The organism is Haliea atlantica (assembly GCF_054779855.1).
In genome coordinates this window covers 71,636-84,829 of the sequence record NZ_BAAGXL010000010.1, presented here as the reverse complement: position 1 = coordinate 84,829, position 13,194 = coordinate 71,636, and the positions used below count along the sequence as shown (strand labels likewise).

Annotated in this window: 14 protein-coding genes; 11 read left to right on the top strand and 3 right to left on the bottom strand. The window is 67.9% G+C overall.

The annotated features are described in order from the left end of the window. The first annotated feature begins 1 nt into the window (after position 1). From ACYVGS_RS09510 to ACYVGS_RS09485, 6 genes are all read left to right on the top strand, one after another. Positions 2-823, top strand: a complete 822-nt coding sequence (locus ACYVGS_RS09510) for a PhnE/PtxC family ABC transporter permease (RefSeq protein ID WP_460588487.1) — start codon at positions 2-4, stop codon at positions 821-823. Next, positions 820-1,587: an ABC transporter permease family protein gene (phnE, locus tag ACYVGS_RS09505; protein ID WP_460588447.1), complete on the top strand. Its 768-nt coding sequence runs from the start codon at positions 820-822 to the stop codon at positions 1,585-1,587. Before ACYVGS_RS09510 ends, phnE begins: the two co-directional genes overlap by 4 nt. A gap of 59 nt (positions 1,588-1,646) precedes the next feature. Then, positions 1,647-2,003 (top strand): DUF1622 domain-containing protein, encoded by a 357-nt coding sequence (locus ACYVGS_RS09500; RefSeq protein ID WP_460588446.1) that lies wholly within the window; start codon positions 1,647-1,649, stop codon positions 2,001-2,003. A 64-nt stretch (positions 2,004-2,067) separates the two neighbouring features. Then, positions 2,068-3,141 carry a radical SAM family protein gene (locus ACYVGS_RS09495; RefSeq protein WP_460588445.1) on the top strand — a complete coding sequence of 358 codons (1,074 nt, stop codon included), beginning with the start codon at positions 2,068-2,070 and terminating at the stop codon, positions 3,139-3,141. Beyond that, on the top strand, positions 3,138-4,061 hold the full coding sequence (locus ACYVGS_RS09490) for a 2-keto-4-pentenoate hydratase (RefSeq protein WP_460588444.1): 924 nt from the start codon (positions 3,138-3,140) through the stop codon (positions 4,059-4,061). The genes ACYVGS_RS09495 and ACYVGS_RS09490 overlap by 4 nt, the downstream gene beginning before the upstream one ends. Before the next feature lie 139 nt (positions 4,062-4,200). Then, entirely contained in the window at positions 4,201-5,298 is a 1,098-nt protein-coding gene (locus ACYVGS_RS09485) for an alkene reductase (protein WP_460588443.1), read from the top strand. A gap of 4 nt (positions 5,299-5,302) precedes the next feature. On the opposite strand, the gene ACYVGS_RS09480 is transcribed toward ACYVGS_RS09485, so the two are convergent. After that, positions 5,303-5,788 (bottom strand): DUF2165 family protein, encoded by a 486-nt coding sequence (locus tag ACYVGS_RS09480; RefSeq protein ID WP_460588442.1) that lies wholly within the window; start codon positions 5,786-5,788, stop codon positions 5,303-5,305. A gap of 207 nt (positions 5,789-5,995) precedes the next feature. On the opposite strand from ACYVGS_RS09480, the gene ACYVGS_RS09475 reads away from it, so the two are divergent. From ACYVGS_RS09475 to ACYVGS_RS09460, 4 genes are all read left to right on the top strand, one after another. After that, positions 5,996-7,792, top strand: coding sequence for an SLC13 family permease (locus tag ACYVGS_RS09475; RefSeq protein ID WP_460588441.1), 1,797 nt, complete (start codon positions 5,996-5,998; stop codon positions 7,790-7,792). Between the two features lie 112 nt (positions 7,793-7,904). Continuing rightward, positions 7,905-8,153, top strand: a complete 249-nt coding sequence (locus ACYVGS_RS09470; RefSeq protein ID WP_460588440.1) for a GlsB/YeaQ/YmgE family stress response membrane protein — start codon at positions 7,905-7,907, stop codon at positions 8,151-8,153. Between the two features lie 69 nt (positions 8,154-8,222). After that, positions 8,223-8,510, top strand: a complete 288-nt coding sequence (locus ACYVGS_RS09465) for an encapsulin-associated ferritin-like protein (RefSeq protein WP_460588439.1) — start codon at positions 8,223-8,225, stop codon at positions 8,508-8,510. Continuing rightward, on the top strand, positions 8,503-9,075 hold the full coding sequence (locus tag ACYVGS_RS09460; RefSeq protein WP_460588438.1) for a lipocalin family protein: 573 nt from the start codon (positions 8,503-8,505) through the stop codon (positions 9,073-9,075). Before ACYVGS_RS09465 ends, ACYVGS_RS09460 begins: the two co-directional genes overlap by 8 nt. Before the next feature lie 5 nt (positions 9,076-9,080). Here ACYVGS_RS09460 and ACYVGS_RS09455 read toward each other — a convergent pair whose 3' ends face one another. Both ACYVGS_RS09455 and ACYVGS_RS09450 read right to left on the bottom strand, forming a co-directional pair. Further along, positions 9,081-9,422, bottom strand: a complete 342-nt coding sequence (locus ACYVGS_RS09455; RefSeq protein WP_460588437.1) for a hypothetical protein — start codon at positions 9,420-9,422, stop codon at positions 9,081-9,083. Positions 9,423-9,617: 195 nt separating this feature from the next. Further along, positions 9,618-11,045, bottom strand: coding sequence for a Y-family DNA polymerase (locus tag ACYVGS_RS09450; protein WP_460588436.1), 1,428 nt, complete (start codon positions 11,043-11,045; stop codon positions 9,618-9,620). A gap of 168 nt (positions 11,046-11,213) precedes the next feature. On the opposite strand from ACYVGS_RS09450, the gene ACYVGS_RS09445 reads away from it, so the two are divergent. Further along, positions 11,214-13,115: a DUF885 domain-containing protein gene (locus ACYVGS_RS09445; protein WP_460588435.1), complete on the top strand. Its 1,902-nt coding sequence runs from the start codon at positions 11,214-11,216 to the stop codon at positions 13,113-13,115. Positions 13,116-13,194: the final 79 nt, after the last annotated feature.

Genomic DNA, 13,194 nt, shown 5'->3' with positions numbered 1-13,194 from the left:
GGTGAACGACCCACAGCGCTGGCCGCGGCTGGGTTGGACCCTGCTTCTGCTGGTCCTGCTCTGGCCGGCCCTGCGCCTGAGCGAGCTGAACCCCGCGGGGCTGGTGGCGGGGGACTCCGCCCGGGCCATGGCGGGCTTTCTCGCCGGCTTTTGGCCCCTGGCCCACGACCCCGCCTTTCTCGCCCTGGTAGGACGCTCCACCCTGGAAACCCTGGCCATCGCCACCGCGGGGATGGCCCTGGCCGTGCTGCTTGCCGCCCCGGCGGCACTGGTGATCAATCGTGCGCTGTCCCTCTCGGCGCTGGCGGCGGAGGGCCGGCCGGGCCCCTGGGGGGCGATGGTGCGCTGGCCCCTGCGCGGCCTGCTGATCGTGCTGCGCAGTATCCCCGAGCTGGTCTGGGCCCTGCTGCTGGTGCGGGCCCTGGGCCTGGGGCCGACCGCCGGCGTGCTGGCCATCGCCATCACCTACGCCGGCATGCTGGGGAAAGTGTACGCGGAGATCCTGGAGTCGGTGGACCCGGCACCCGCCCGGGCCATTCTGGCTGCAGGCGGGTCGCGCCTGGCGGCCTTCGCCTACGGACTCCTGCCCAACGCCCTGGGCGAACTGCTGTCCTACACCCTCTACCGCTGGGAGTGTGCCCTGCGCGCCTCGGTGGTGATGGGCTTTGTCGGCGCCGGGGGCCTGGGTCAGCAGGTCGAGCTGTCCCTGCGCATGCTGGCAGGGGGCGAGGTGGCCACGCTGCTGCTGGTCTTTGTGCTGTTGGTGACCGCTGTTGACGGGCTTTCGCGCATCCTGCGCCGCAGCCTGGGGGTGGGGGCGTGACGGTGCGTCGGGCGGGACTGTTGTGGCTGGGGCTGGCCGTGCTGGCGACTGGCTGGGCCTTCCACTACCTGGCCCTGGACTTCGGCGGCCTGCTGGCCGGCGCCGGCTGGGACGCGATGCGCGACTACGCCCGCGGCTTCCTGCAACCGGATCTGAGCCCGGCGCACCTGGGCCGGGCCGGGCAGGCCCTGCTGGAAACACTGGCGATGTCGGCGGTGGGCACGCTGCTGGCGGTTGTGCTCGGCCTCTTGCTGGCCCTGGTTGCCGCCGGGGCGCCCGCTTGGCGGGCGGTCCCGGCCCGGGGCCTGGCGAATATCCTGCGCGCGGTGCCCGAGCTGGTGTGGGCGGCCCTGATGGTACTGGCAGTGGGGCTTGGCCCCAATGCCGGGACGCTGGCGCTGGCCCTGCACACCACGGGGGTACTGGGGCGTCTCTATACCGAGGCCCTGGAAAACACCCCCGCGACAGCCGCGGAGGCCATCCGTGCCGGCGGCGGCGGGCGCCTGGCCGCCTTTTGCTATGGCACCCTGCCGGGCGTGTGGCCGCAGCTGCTGGCCTATGGCCTCTATCGCTGGGAGAACAACATCCGCATGGCCAGCATTCTCGGGCTGGTAGGCGCCGGCGGGCTGGGTCAGATGCTGCACATTCACCTGTCGCTGTTCCAGGAGGCGCGCGCCTCGACGGTGATCCTCGCCATGCTGGGTCTGGTGCTGCTGGTCGATGCGCTCAGCCAGGTGCTGCGTCTGCGCTGGGTGCGGCGCTGACTCTCACGCCGGGCGCCGGAAGGGTGTAGGATCACAGCAGGCGTCATTCGGGGGGCAATATGACCACACAGATAGAATCCCTGGCGGTCTGGTGTGCGGTGCTGATCGAGGCACTGGGTATCGTGGTGATTACCGGCGTGGCGGTGTTTGCCCTGGGGCGGGCGGGTTACCGGCACCTGCTGCGGGACGACCGTGAAGCCATTTTCCAGGAGCTGCGCCTGCGCATGGGGCGGGGCATCCTGCTGGGGCTGGAAATCCTGATTGCCGCGGACATCATCACCACGGTGGCGGTGGACCTCACTTTCGAGGGGGTCGGGGTGCTCGGCCTGATCGTGGCCATCCGCACCTTCCTCAGCTTCAGCCTGGAAATGGAGCTGACCGGGCGCTGGCCGTGGCAGTCCGGGCCCTCGGTCTGAGGCTGGCGGGTGGCCGCGAGGAAGGCTACACTGTACTGTACATAAATCCAGTAGTGTGATGCCCATGACCATTCAGGACGCCCCGCTGGCCCGGCGCGGTCGCGGCGCCACCTTCGACCCCGCCAACCGCTATGCCCCGCGCACCAGTGTGGCGGAGGCCGACGGCTGGTGGCAGGAATTTCCCCCCGCGCGCCTGGCGACCACGGTACAGGACGAGGCGGCCAAGTCCGCCCTCAGCTGGAACCGCTCCCCGGATCTCGGCTTCGATCGCTCCCTCAACCCTTACCGCGGTTGTGAGCACGGCTGTATCTACTGCTATGCGCGGCCGAGCCACGCCTACTGGGACTACTCCCCGGGGCTGGACTTCGAGACCCGGCTGATTGCCCGCAGTGGCCTGCTGGAGCAGCTGGAGATGGAGCTGTGCAAGCCCGGCTATGTCTGCCGGCCCATCAATCTCTCCGGCAATACCGACTGTTACCAGCCGCTGGAAGCGGAGCGGGGTACCACCCGGCGCATCCTCGAACTGCTGCTGGCCTGCGGGCACCCGGTGACCATTGTCACCAAGAGCGCCCTGATCCTGCGCGACCGGGATCTGCTGGCGGCGCTGGCGGCACGGCGCCTGGTGCAGGTGTTCATCAGCCTGACCACCCTGGACGACGCGTTGAAACGCCGACTGGAGCCGCGCACCGCCTCCCCCCGCGCACGCCTGCGGGTGATCCGCGACCTGAGCGCGGCGGGGGTACCGGTGGGCGTGCTGACCTCGCCGATGATTCCCGGCCTCAACGACCACGAGCTGGAAGCCCTGCTGGCAGCGGGCCGCGAGGCGGGGGCCGACAGTGCGGCCTGGATGCTGCTGCGCCTGCCCCTCGAGGTGGCCCCCTTGTTTCGCGACTGGCTGGCCGAGCACTATCCCGAGCGCGCCGACAAGTTGATGAACCGCGTCCGCGACACCCGCGGCGGCAAGGACTACGATGCCCGCTTCGGGCAGCGCATGCGCGGCGAGGGGGTGTTTGCCGACCTGCTGGCCCAGCGCTTTCGCAAGGCCTGCCGGCGCCTGGCTTATCGCCAGGATCACCGCGAGAGCCTGGACTGTTCCAGTTTCCGGCCGCCTCGGGCACAGGGGGATCTGTTCGCATGAACCTGCCTCACTGGCACCGGCGTTTGGCGGCCGCCTTTGCCGGCGTGATACTCGCTACGGCGGCCACGGCGGCCACGGCGGCGAACTGTCCCGAGCGTGCCGCGGTGGCGGCTCACGTTGCGGCCCTGGCGCAGGGGCGCCCGGGGCCGGGCTTTGGCTTGCAGCTCGAGGCTGGACAGGTCGACTGCGCCCGGGCGGCCCTGGTTCGGGCCCTGCCCGCGGTGCTGGGGCAGCCGGTGGGCTACAAGGCCGCGTTCACCGGCGAGGCGGTGCAGGGGCGTTTCGGCATGCAGGGACCCGCCTGGGGCGTGATGTTCGACCGCCACCTCTTGCCCAGTGGCGCCAGCCTGCCCGCGGACTTTGGCGCAGTGCCGCGCTACGAGCCCGATCTGTTGGTCGAGGTGGGCAGCGCGCGTCTGGCGGACGCTACCACACCTGCGGAGGCCCTGGACGCGCTGCGGGCGATTATCCCCTTCATCGAATTGCCCGACCTGGTGCTGGAGGGGCCGGCCAATGGCTACGCCATTGCCGCCATCAACACCGGTTTTCGCGGTGGTGTGCTGGGCGCCTCCATCGCGGTCGCCGAACATCGCGAGCCGCTGCTGGCGGCCCTGGCGGACATGCGGGTGGTGGTACGCGATGCCGCACGCGATCAAGCGCTTGGGCAAGCCGCGGGCGAGAGCCTGATGGGGCACCCGCTGAATGCCGCCATCTGGGTGGCGCGTGCCCTGCGGGAAGCCGGTATCGAATTGCGCCCGGGCGATCTGCTCAGTCTCGGGGGCTTCCTGCCCCCCGCCAGGCCGGAACCCGGCCTGCAGCTCGAGGTTCACTACCGTGGCTTGCCCGGGGACCCGCGCTTGGCGGTCCGCTTCACCGGGCGTGGAACGCCGGGGAGCGCGGGGCCCGGCCCGGAAAGTTGAACCGGGGCAAGTCGCCGATCGCGGGGCGCTGTCGCCGGCCCCGGGTAGCGGTAAGATGGCAGGCCGATTGAGGGCCTGCTGCCGGCTTCGCCGCGGCTGCCGGGCCCGCGTCATTCTTCGACAGCAATAAGGAATTCGCATGTCAGCCACGCTGTTCAGCCCGGTCTCACTGGGTGCCATTGAGTTGAAAAACCGGGTCGTCATGGCCCCCATGACCCGGGCCCGCTCGCCCGAGAATATTCCCACCCCGTCCAACGCCACCTACTACGCCCAGCGAGCCGGCGCCGGGCTGATCCTGACGGAAGCCACCCAGGTGTCTCGTCAGGGTACCGGCACCATCGCCACACCGGGCATCTACACCGAGGCGCAGATCGCCGGCTGGCGGCGCGTGACCGACGCCGTGCACGCCGCTGGCGGGCGCATCGTTTGCCAGTTGTGGCACTCCGGGCGGGTCTCCCACACCTGCTTCCAGGAAAATGGGCAGCCGCCGGTTTCCAGCTCCGCCGTACGCGGTGACATCCGCACGTTTACGCCCGACGGTTTCACGCCCACCTCCGAGCCCCGCGCCCTGGAGCTGGAGGAAATTCCCGGTGTGGTGGAGCAGTTCCGCCAGGGCGCGCTGAACGCTATCGCCGCGGGCTTTGATGGCGTCGAACTACACGCGGCGAACGGCTACCTGATCGACCAGTTCCTGCGCGACGGCGTCAACCAGCGGACCGATGCCTACGGTGGGTCGGTGGAAAACCGTTGCCGCTTCCTGCTGGAAGTTACCGATGCGGTCGTCGATGCGGTGGGTGCCGAGCGCACCGGGGTACGCCTGGCACCTTTCTCGAGTGTCTGGGACTGCCACGACAGCAACCCCCGCCCGCTGTTCCTGCACGCGGTGGCGGAGCTGGACCGCCGCAAGCTGGCCTTCCTGGAAATCGTCGAGCAGATCAACGAATCCGACGTCTCCAAGAGCCAGGCGGCCGCGGTGGCGGACTTCAGTATCGACGACCTGCGGGCGGTCTACCATGGTGACCTGGTACTCAACGGTGGCTACGACGCCGAGCGCGCTGAGGCGGTACTGGCCGCGGGCGGTGCCGCAGCCATTTCCATCGGTCGTCCCTTTATCTGCAACCCCGATCTGGCGGAGCGCTACGCAGCGGGCGCCGAACTCACGCCGATGGGCGACCCCTCGGTCATCTACGGTGGCGGCGACGCCGGCTACATCGACTTCCCGACCATGGGCCAGTAAGGCCTCAGCGGTCCTCGGCGCGCAGCATGAGCCAGAGCAGAGCCAGCTGCGCCGAGTACCAGAAGGCTCCCTCGAGGGCGGCATGGCCCAGTTGTGTCTGCCACATCTGGAAATAGGCGCCGCCCAGTGCCGAGAACAGCCCGAACCACAGCAGCACGCCAAGCCCCAGGCCCAGCAGGGCCCATTGCTTGGCCGCGTTGAAGGCGTCGGGGCTGGCCTTGCGTGCTCGCCACAGTGACCAGCTTCCCCAGGCGAGCAGCAGGCCCGCGATTAGCTCCAGGGCAATGATGATGGCCAGGGCCAGCCAGGTCATCCAGCCGGCGGCAATGGCTGGCCCGATGCCGGCCGGATAGGCCTCGTGGCCCTGCATGCCGAAGACATGCACCACGAAGCCGTGGGCGGCCTCCAGGTTGGCCAGGTTCTGCAGGGCGTAAAGCAGGCAGAACAGGCTGGCAAAGGCGGTCAGGGCAATTTTCAGGATGCGCGACATTTTTTATTCTCCTGCCTGCTCGTGGCTTGTATGAAGGAGCGATTACCCTGAAAGTAGCAAAATCGGCGGGGCTCGCGCATTGGCCCGGGGTGTGACCACCCGCGCAACGGACTCTGTTCCGGGGGCGCCATCGGCAGGGGGTATGATGAATGTCGTTCGTGGTGTTTCGTCACTGGCTGATAGCCGTTCCGGCGGCGCCCGCGTTGCATGAGCACTGACCAGGGGCTGGTATTCGCGGTGCTGGCCGCGACCCTCGGCCTGCTGGTCTGGAACCGCTGGCGCTACGACATCGTGGCCCTGGGGGCGCTGCTGGCGCTGGTGTTGGCGGGGGTGATCCCTGCTGCCGAGGCGTTTAGCGGACTGGGTCACCCCGCGGTCATTACCGTGGCGGCGGTGCTGGTGATCAGTCGCGGTCTGCTCAACGCCGGGGTGGTGGATGTGCTGGCGCGGCGGCTAATGCGTCTGGGCGATCACCCGGGTCTGCACGTTCTGCTGCTGACAGCGGTGGTTGCCCTGTGTTCGGGTTTCATGAACAACGTCGGCGCGCTGGCGCTGTTCCTTCCGGTCGCCGTGTGGATGTCCCGGCAGTCCGGCTATTCGCCCTCCCTGACCCTGATGCCCCTGGCCTTTGGCTCTCTCCTCGGGGGCATGCTGACCATGATCGGCACCCCGCCCAATATCATTATTGCCAGCTACCGGGCCGAGGTGGCCGGCGAGGCCTTCGGTCTGTTTGCCTTTTTGCCCGTCGGCCTCGCCGTGACCCTGGCGGGGGTGGCTTTCATCGGCTTGTTGGGCTGGCGCCTGACGCCCCGCCGGCAGCAGGAGGAAAGCCCGGACCAGCTGTTCAAGGTCAGCGCCTACCTCACCGAAGTGCGGATTCCCGAGGGCTGCAGTCTGGCGGGCCAGACCACCTACGACCTGATGGCGGCCGTCAAGGACGACGCCGACGTGATGGTGGTGGGCCTGGTGCGCGGGGAACAGCGCCAGCAGATGCCCTCGATTTACAAAGTGCTGCAGGCCGAGGACATCCTGCTGGTCGAGGCGGACTCCGACAGCCTCAAGACCCTGCTGGATGTCACCGGCCTGGAACTGGCGGGGCGGCGCAGCGAGACGGACGACGAGGCCTCCGGGCATCGGGAGGATTTCGGTGAGCTGACGCTGGTGGAGGCGGTGATCAGCCCGGGGTCGCTGCTGGTGGGTACCTCCGCCAGCGCGCTCTCCCTGCGCCAGCGTCACAGCGTGAACATTCTCGCGGTCGCCCGGCGCGGTGCACGGCTGAAGGAACGGCTGGGTCGCATCCGCTTCCTGGCGGGTGACATCCTCCTGTTACAGGCGCGCGAGGACGCACTGCCCGGTGCCCTGGAGAGCCTCGGCTGCCTGCCCCTGGCCTCCCGGGAGCTGGAAATCGGCCGTCCGCGCAAGATTCTCCAGGCCAGCGCCCTGTTCGTGGGTGCGCTGGCCGCCATCGCCCTGGGGCTGGTCGACGCCGCGACGGGCCTGGTGGTGGCGGCGCTGTTGATGGTGCTCTCGGGACTGGTGCCCGCGGGCAAGGTCTACGACAGTATCGACATGCCGGTCATTGTGCTCCTCGCCGCGCTGCTGCCGGTGGGGCAGGCCCTGGAAACCACCGGTGGCGCCGCGCTGATCGCCGGGCAGTTGCTGGCAGTGGCGGAGCAGGTGCCGGCGGCGCTTACCCTGGCCCTGCTGATGATGGTGGTGATGCTGCTGTCCAATATCATCAACAATGCCGCGGCGGCGATTCTCGCGGCGCCGGTGGCCATCGACCTGGCCGCGGGCATGCAGGTGGCGGCGGACCCGCTGCTGATGGCCGTCGCCATTGCCGCCTCGAGTGCCTTCCTGACCCCGGTGGGCCACCAGTCGAACACCCTGGTGATGGCCCCGGGGGGCTACCGCTTCGGCGATTACTGGCGCATGGGCCTGCCCCTGTCACTGCTGGTGGTCCTGGTCTCGGTGCCGGTCCTGCTGCTGGTCTGGCCTCTCTAGTGGGCGATGGCGGCGGTTGGGCGCGCGGCCGTGGTGGTATCCCGCACGCGGCTCGGGCTAACATGGTTTACAGCTGCCACTCCGGCAGTTCAGGCAGATAAGGAGAACGAGAATGGAAGGCATGGGAATCATTGCGTTTCTGGTCATCGGTGGGCTGGCGGGCTGGATCGCCGGCAAGCTGATGAAAGGGCGGGGGTTCGGCCTGCTCGGGAATATCGTGATCGGTATCGTGGGTTCGGTGATTGGCGGCTTCGTGTTCAACCTGCTGGGCCTGAGTGCCGGCGGTTTCATCGGCTCGCTGGTGATGGCCACGGTGGGTGCGGCCCTGCTCCTGTATATTGTCAGCCTGTTGCGAAAATAGCGGGCCGAACTCGGCCCATCCATGCCGGTGAAGTGCCGGCACCTTTCAACCCTGTAGAAGGACCTGTCTATGTCGAGTGAAGGTTACCACGAGCCGGTTGCGGAGCTCAGCGATGAAACCCGGGACATGCACCGCGCCATTGTGTCGCTGATGGAAGAGCTGGAGGCCGTGGACTGGTACAACCAGCGCATGGATGCCTGCAAGGATCCGGAGCTGAAAGCGATCCTGCGGCACAACCGCGATGAGGAGAAAGAGCACGCCGCCATGGTGCTGGAGTGGATCCGGCGCCGGGACAAGGTGCTCGACGAGGAAATGCGCGACTACCTCTTTACCGACAAGCGCATCGCCCATGACTGAACGCCTCGGGGCGTTGCTGCTGACTCTGCTGTTGATGGCCTGTACCGCAGTGCCGGAGGGGATCGCGCCGGTGCCGGAACTGGACACCGAGCGCTACCTCGGGACCTGGTACGAGATCGCCCGCCTGGACCACAGTTTCGAACGCGGGCTGGACAGCGTCACCGCGCGTTACAGCCGCCACCCCGATGGCGGCCTGCGGGTACTCAACCGCGGCTATGACAGCGAGGCGGGGGAGTGGCAGGAGGCCGAGGGCCGGGCCCGTTACGCCGGTGACCAGCCCAGTGGCCATCTGGAAGTGTCCTTTTTCGGACCGTTCTACAGCAGCTATGTCATCTTCGAGCTGGATCCGGACTACCAGTACGCCTTCGTCTCCGGCTACAACCGCGACTACCTGTGGCTGCTGTCGCGCACGCCCAAGGTAAGCGAGGCACTGCGGGAACGGTTTGTCGACGAGGCTCGGGCGCGGGGTTTTGCCGTGGAGGAGCTACAGTTCATCAGTCAGGCCCGACACCGCTGTGGGGCTGGCGAGGCGGCGGCACACTGCGGCACCGTCGCCCCGGAGTGAAGTGATCAGGGCATGGCGACGCCAATCAGTCGCCATTCGCCCTGCTGGTCATCCTTTTCCGTGTAGCGATAGCGCACCTTGGAACCGTCCGGTGCGTTCTCGATCATCGCGTTCTTGGGCTCCTTGAACTGGATGCGGTTGCGTCGCTGCAGGTTGCACTCGCTGCCCCGCTCCGCACGGGCGGCGGAGTGAAACTCCACATAGACATCCCGGCCCATCTGTTCGGCCTTGCCCTTGTCGACAGTGCCTTCGAGGATGCAATCCTGGGTGACTTCGGCCCGGGCGCCGAGGGCGACCAGGGGCAGGGTGGCCAGCAGCAGGCTGCGGCGGATCGTGTGCGTTATCATGATAGTGACCTCCTGGGTGGGCGTCTCGCGACGCGTTGTCCGGCTATGGGTCGATCCTAGACCAGGCTTCTCCCCGCCATCCATCGCTGTCACGCCGATGTCACAATAAATTCACATTGTTCGTGTATGGCGCTGGGCTAGCGCATTGCGCTCCAGAGCCTGTCGGCGCCTGTGTGCGAGGGCCTTACAGACCCTTCAGGCGAAGATACCGTGCAGATACCAGCCGCCGCCCAGGCGGTCGCGGAAGACCCAGTAATACTGGCCGGCGCTGCCCCGGGTCAGGTAATAGTCCCGGGAAACCGGTGTCTGCCACCAGCCGTCCTCGATGCGCTCCGCCACTCCCAGCAGCTGTAACGGGCCCTGCCAGTAGAGCCTGCCCCCGCGTAGCGCCAGTGGCCGGGGGGCGGGCAGCAACCAGAAGGGGCGCGGGCCCGCTTCGCCGGTCGCTTCCGGCAGTGGCCCGGGAGCCGCATGGCCGAGGTGCAGGGCCAGCTCCGGCAAGTGCTCATCGCGACAGGCAATGCGGCTGATCGCCTGTCGGCCGAGGCGGCTGCAAAGCCGGTCCAGCAGGTCCTCGAGAGCCTCCCGCTGGCCGGGGGCGCCGAACAGGTCCCGGGGGGCATGAGCGAGGCTTTCCAGCTCCTCGCAGCGCAGTGTCAACTGGTCGGCGCCGTGTTTCAGTTGTTCGCGCTCCAGTTGCAGGCGGGTCAGTGACAGCCAGTGGCCGGGGTCCCCCTGGGGGCTGCTGCTGCGCACGGTAAAGACCAGGGCGCTGCCCTGGCGGCTGTCCAGCTCCCAGCGAATGGCCCGGGTAGCCAGCTGACACTGCTGCAGGAAACGGCCCAGGGACTGCAGCAGTTGCCGCATGGCCGGCAGTAGCTCCTCATTGACCTGGACCTCGTAATCGAACTGGCAGCTGTCGCGGAACTCGGCCGGAGGCCGATAGTCAGGGTGACGCTCGGTGTCGCGGCCCAGGACGCGGCGCAGGGCGCCGACGAAGTCCCGGCCACAGCGGCGGGCCAGGGCGGCTTCGGGCAGCGTCAGCAGGTTGCCCAGGGTCGTGCAGCCGGTGCGCTGCAGCCCGGCCACCGCCGCCGGAAAGGCCTCCGCCAGGTGCTCCAGGGGCAGGGGTGACAGGCGCGTTTCCAGGGGCTCGGACAAGTCGTCCAGGCCATGGGGGGCATGGGACAGCAACCAGGCTGCCCCGGCCGTGGCCGCCAGGCCGCTCGCCACCAGCAGGCCCCGCCGGGCCAGCTCCCGATGAACCCCCTCCAGCAGGGCCGGCAGGCCGCCAAACAGCGCCAGGCAGCCGCCGATTTCCAGCAGCAGGCTGTCGGGGGGGCGGGGGTGCAGGTGGGGCGTGATGCCGTAGGCCCATTGACAGAGCTGCTCCAGGTCGCGCTGCTCCCGCTCGGTCTGTCGTTCGAGCAGGGTCAAGGCCTCCTCGCCGGCGAGGGCGCGGGCCGTGGCCACGCTGTTTCCCCGGCGGATGCCCAGCGCCGCGGCGCAATCGTTGTGGCAGAGCACCCGCTGGCGCTCGACCACCGCGACTGGCCGGGACTCCTCCCGGTTCAGGCATTGCAGCGGCAGGCATGGAAAGCGCAAACACAGCCAGAGGCTCACGATCGGGCTCCGAAGAAAGGCAAAAAACTGTACATATATACAGTATCGGGGCGATCTCCCGGCGTGTCCAGCGCTGGAAATCTGCAGCCAGCTGGGCGAATATGCAGCGCATACATTGGTCGCCGGCAGCGCGGCCTGCATTTGCATGTGCCAAATTTCGAGGTATCTATGTTGTCAGCAAACTTCAAGCGATTGAGCCTGGCCTGCCTGGCCGCCAGCCTGCTTCTGGCCGGCTGCTCCCGGGAGGACAGTCAGCCCGATACGGCGGTGGTGGAGGACACGGTGCCCGCGGCGCAGGACAGCGCCACTGCCGGCAGCGACGCCGCGACGTCCCCGGCGGACCCGGCGGTTACCGACGCCTTCCGCACCTTCCTGGAAGAAAACTACGCGGTGGACATGGCCCGTTTCCCCATGAGCGCCAGCTACCGGGGCATCAAGACCAACCAGGACCAGTGGGATCCGGTCAACGAGGATTTCCAGCAGGAGACCCGGGAGATTCTCGAGGCCCGCCTGGCCCAGTTGCAGGCAATCGACCGCAGCGCCCTGTCACCGCAGGACCAGCTGTCCTGGGATCTCTACAAGCTGGACCTGGAGCGGCAGCTGGCGGCGGACGATTTTCGCCACCACCACTATGTCATCCATCAGTTCCGCGGCCCCCACACTCTGGCGGCGAGTGGCCTGATCAACATTCATCGCGTGAATACACTGGCGGATGCCGAGGCCTATATCGGGCGGCTCAACAACCTGGGCGACTGGTTCGATGGTGTGGTCGAACAGGTCCGCATTCGCGGCGAGAAGAACCTGTTGCTGGCGGACTGGCAGTACCCGCAGATGATCGAGTCGGCCCGCAACGTGATCAGCGGTGCCCCCTTTGACGACAGTGGCAGTGACTCCACCCTGTCGGAGGACTTCCAGGGCAAGGTCGCCGACCTGGAGGTGGAGCCGGAAGTGCGCGAGCAGCTGCTGGCGGAGGCCCGCGAGGCCCTGCTCGAGGTAGTGCAGCCCGCCTACCAGGAACTGATTGGCGCCCTCGAGGCGCAGTCGGAGGATGCGCCGGATGCCGATGGTGTCTGGAAGTTCGAGGACGGCGACGATTTCTACGCCGAGCGCCTGCGCTGGTTCACCACCACCGACCTCAGTGCCGACGAGATTCACGACATCGGCCTGCGCGAGGTCGAGCGGATTCACGGCGAGATGCGCGAGATCATGCGCGAGGTCGAGTTCGAGGGCGACCTGCAGGCCTTCTTCACCTTCCTGCGCGAAGACCCGCAATTCCTCTACCCGGATACCCCGGAGGGCCGTGAGGCCTACCTGGCCGATGCCCGGGCAGCGATCGACAACATTCGCCAGATCCTGCCCGAGTGGTTCGGCCTGCTGCCCGAGGCGGAGCTGGTGGTCAAGCGCGTGGAGGCTTTCCGCGAGCGCTCCGCCGGCAAGGCCTTCTATCAGGGTCCGCCACCGGACGGTTCCCGCCCCGGCATCTACTACGCCAACCTCTACGACATGACCGCCATGCCCACTTACCAGCTGGAGGCGCTGGCCTACCACGAGGGCATTCCCGGACATCACATGCAGCGGGCGATCTCCGTGGAGCTGGAGGACATCCCCGAGTTCCAGCGCTACGCCAGCTTCACCGCCTTTACCGAGGGCTGGGGGCTGTACTCCGAGGAGCTGGCCAAGGACATGGGCATGTACGAGGATCCCTATTCAGACTTCGGCCGCCTGGCCCTGGAGCTCTGGCGGGCCTGCCGCCTGGTGGTGGATACCGGCATCCACAGCAAGCGCTGGACCCGGGAGCGCGCCATCGACTACCTGGTGGAGAACACCCCCAATTCGGTGGGTGATTCCACCAAGGCGATCGAGCGCTATATCGCCATGCCCGGCCAGGCCACGGCCTACCTGATCGGCAAGCTGAAGATCATGGAGTTGCGCGAGCGGGCCCGCGAGGAACTGGGCGAGGCCTTTGACGTCCGCGACTTCCACGACGAAGTCCTCAAGGACGGGCCGGTGCCCCTGTCGCTGCTGGAGCGCAAGATCGAGGCCCTGATCGCCCGCGGCGGGGAAGCCTGACCACCTGCTCTGACCCGGCGGCAGCTGCTTGACCGCCGCCGGGGTGGCGCCGGTCCACCTGGGTTCGGCGCCTTTCCAG

What these genes read in the sequence shown, in the direction of transcription:
- ACYVGS_RS09500 (WP_460588446.1), top strand. Translation starts at nt 1,647, where the DNA reads ATGACCACACAGATAGAATCCCTGGCGGTCTGGTGTGCGGTGCTGATC.
- ACYVGS_RS09495 (WP_460588445.1), top strand. Translation starts at nt 2,068, where the DNA reads ATGACCATTCAGGACGCCCCGCTGGCCCGGCGCGGTCGCGGCGCCACC.
- ACYVGS_RS09490 (WP_460588444.1), top strand. Translation starts at nt 3,138, where the DNA reads ATGAACCTGCCTCACTGGCACCGGCGTTTGGCGGCCGCCTTTGCCGGC.
- ACYVGS_RS09485 (WP_460588443.1), top strand. Translation starts at nt 4,201, where the DNA reads ATGTCAGCCACGCTGTTCAGCCCGGTCTCACTGGGTGCCATTGAGTTG.
- ACYVGS_RS09480 (WP_460588442.1), bottom strand. Translation starts at nt 5,788, where the DNA reads ATGTCGCGCATCCTGAAAATTGCCCTGACCGCCTTTGCCAGCCTGTTC.
- ACYVGS_RS09475 (WP_460588441.1), top strand. Translation starts at nt 5,996, where the DNA reads ATGAGCACTGACCAGGGGCTGGTATTCGCGGTGCTGGCCGCGACCCTC.
- ACYVGS_RS09470 (WP_460588440.1), top strand. Translation starts at nt 7,905, where the DNA reads ATGGAAGGCATGGGAATCATTGCGTTTCTGGTCATCGGTGGGCTGGCG.
- ACYVGS_RS09465 (WP_460588439.1), top strand. Translation starts at nt 8,223, where the DNA reads ATGTCGAGTGAAGGTTACCACGAGCCGGTTGCGGAGCTCAGCGATGAA.
- ACYVGS_RS09460 (WP_460588438.1), top strand. Translation starts at nt 8,503, where the DNA reads ATGACTGAACGCCTCGGGGCGTTGCTGCTGACTCTGCTGTTGATGGCC.
- ACYVGS_RS09455 (WP_460588437.1), bottom strand. Translation starts at nt 9,422, where the DNA reads ATGATAACGCACACGATCCGCCGCAGCCTGCTGCTGGCCACCCTGCCC.
- ACYVGS_RS09445 (WP_460588435.1), top strand. Translation starts at nt 11,214, where the DNA reads ATGTTGTCAGCAAACTTCAAGCGATTGAGCCTGGCCTGCCTGGCCGCC.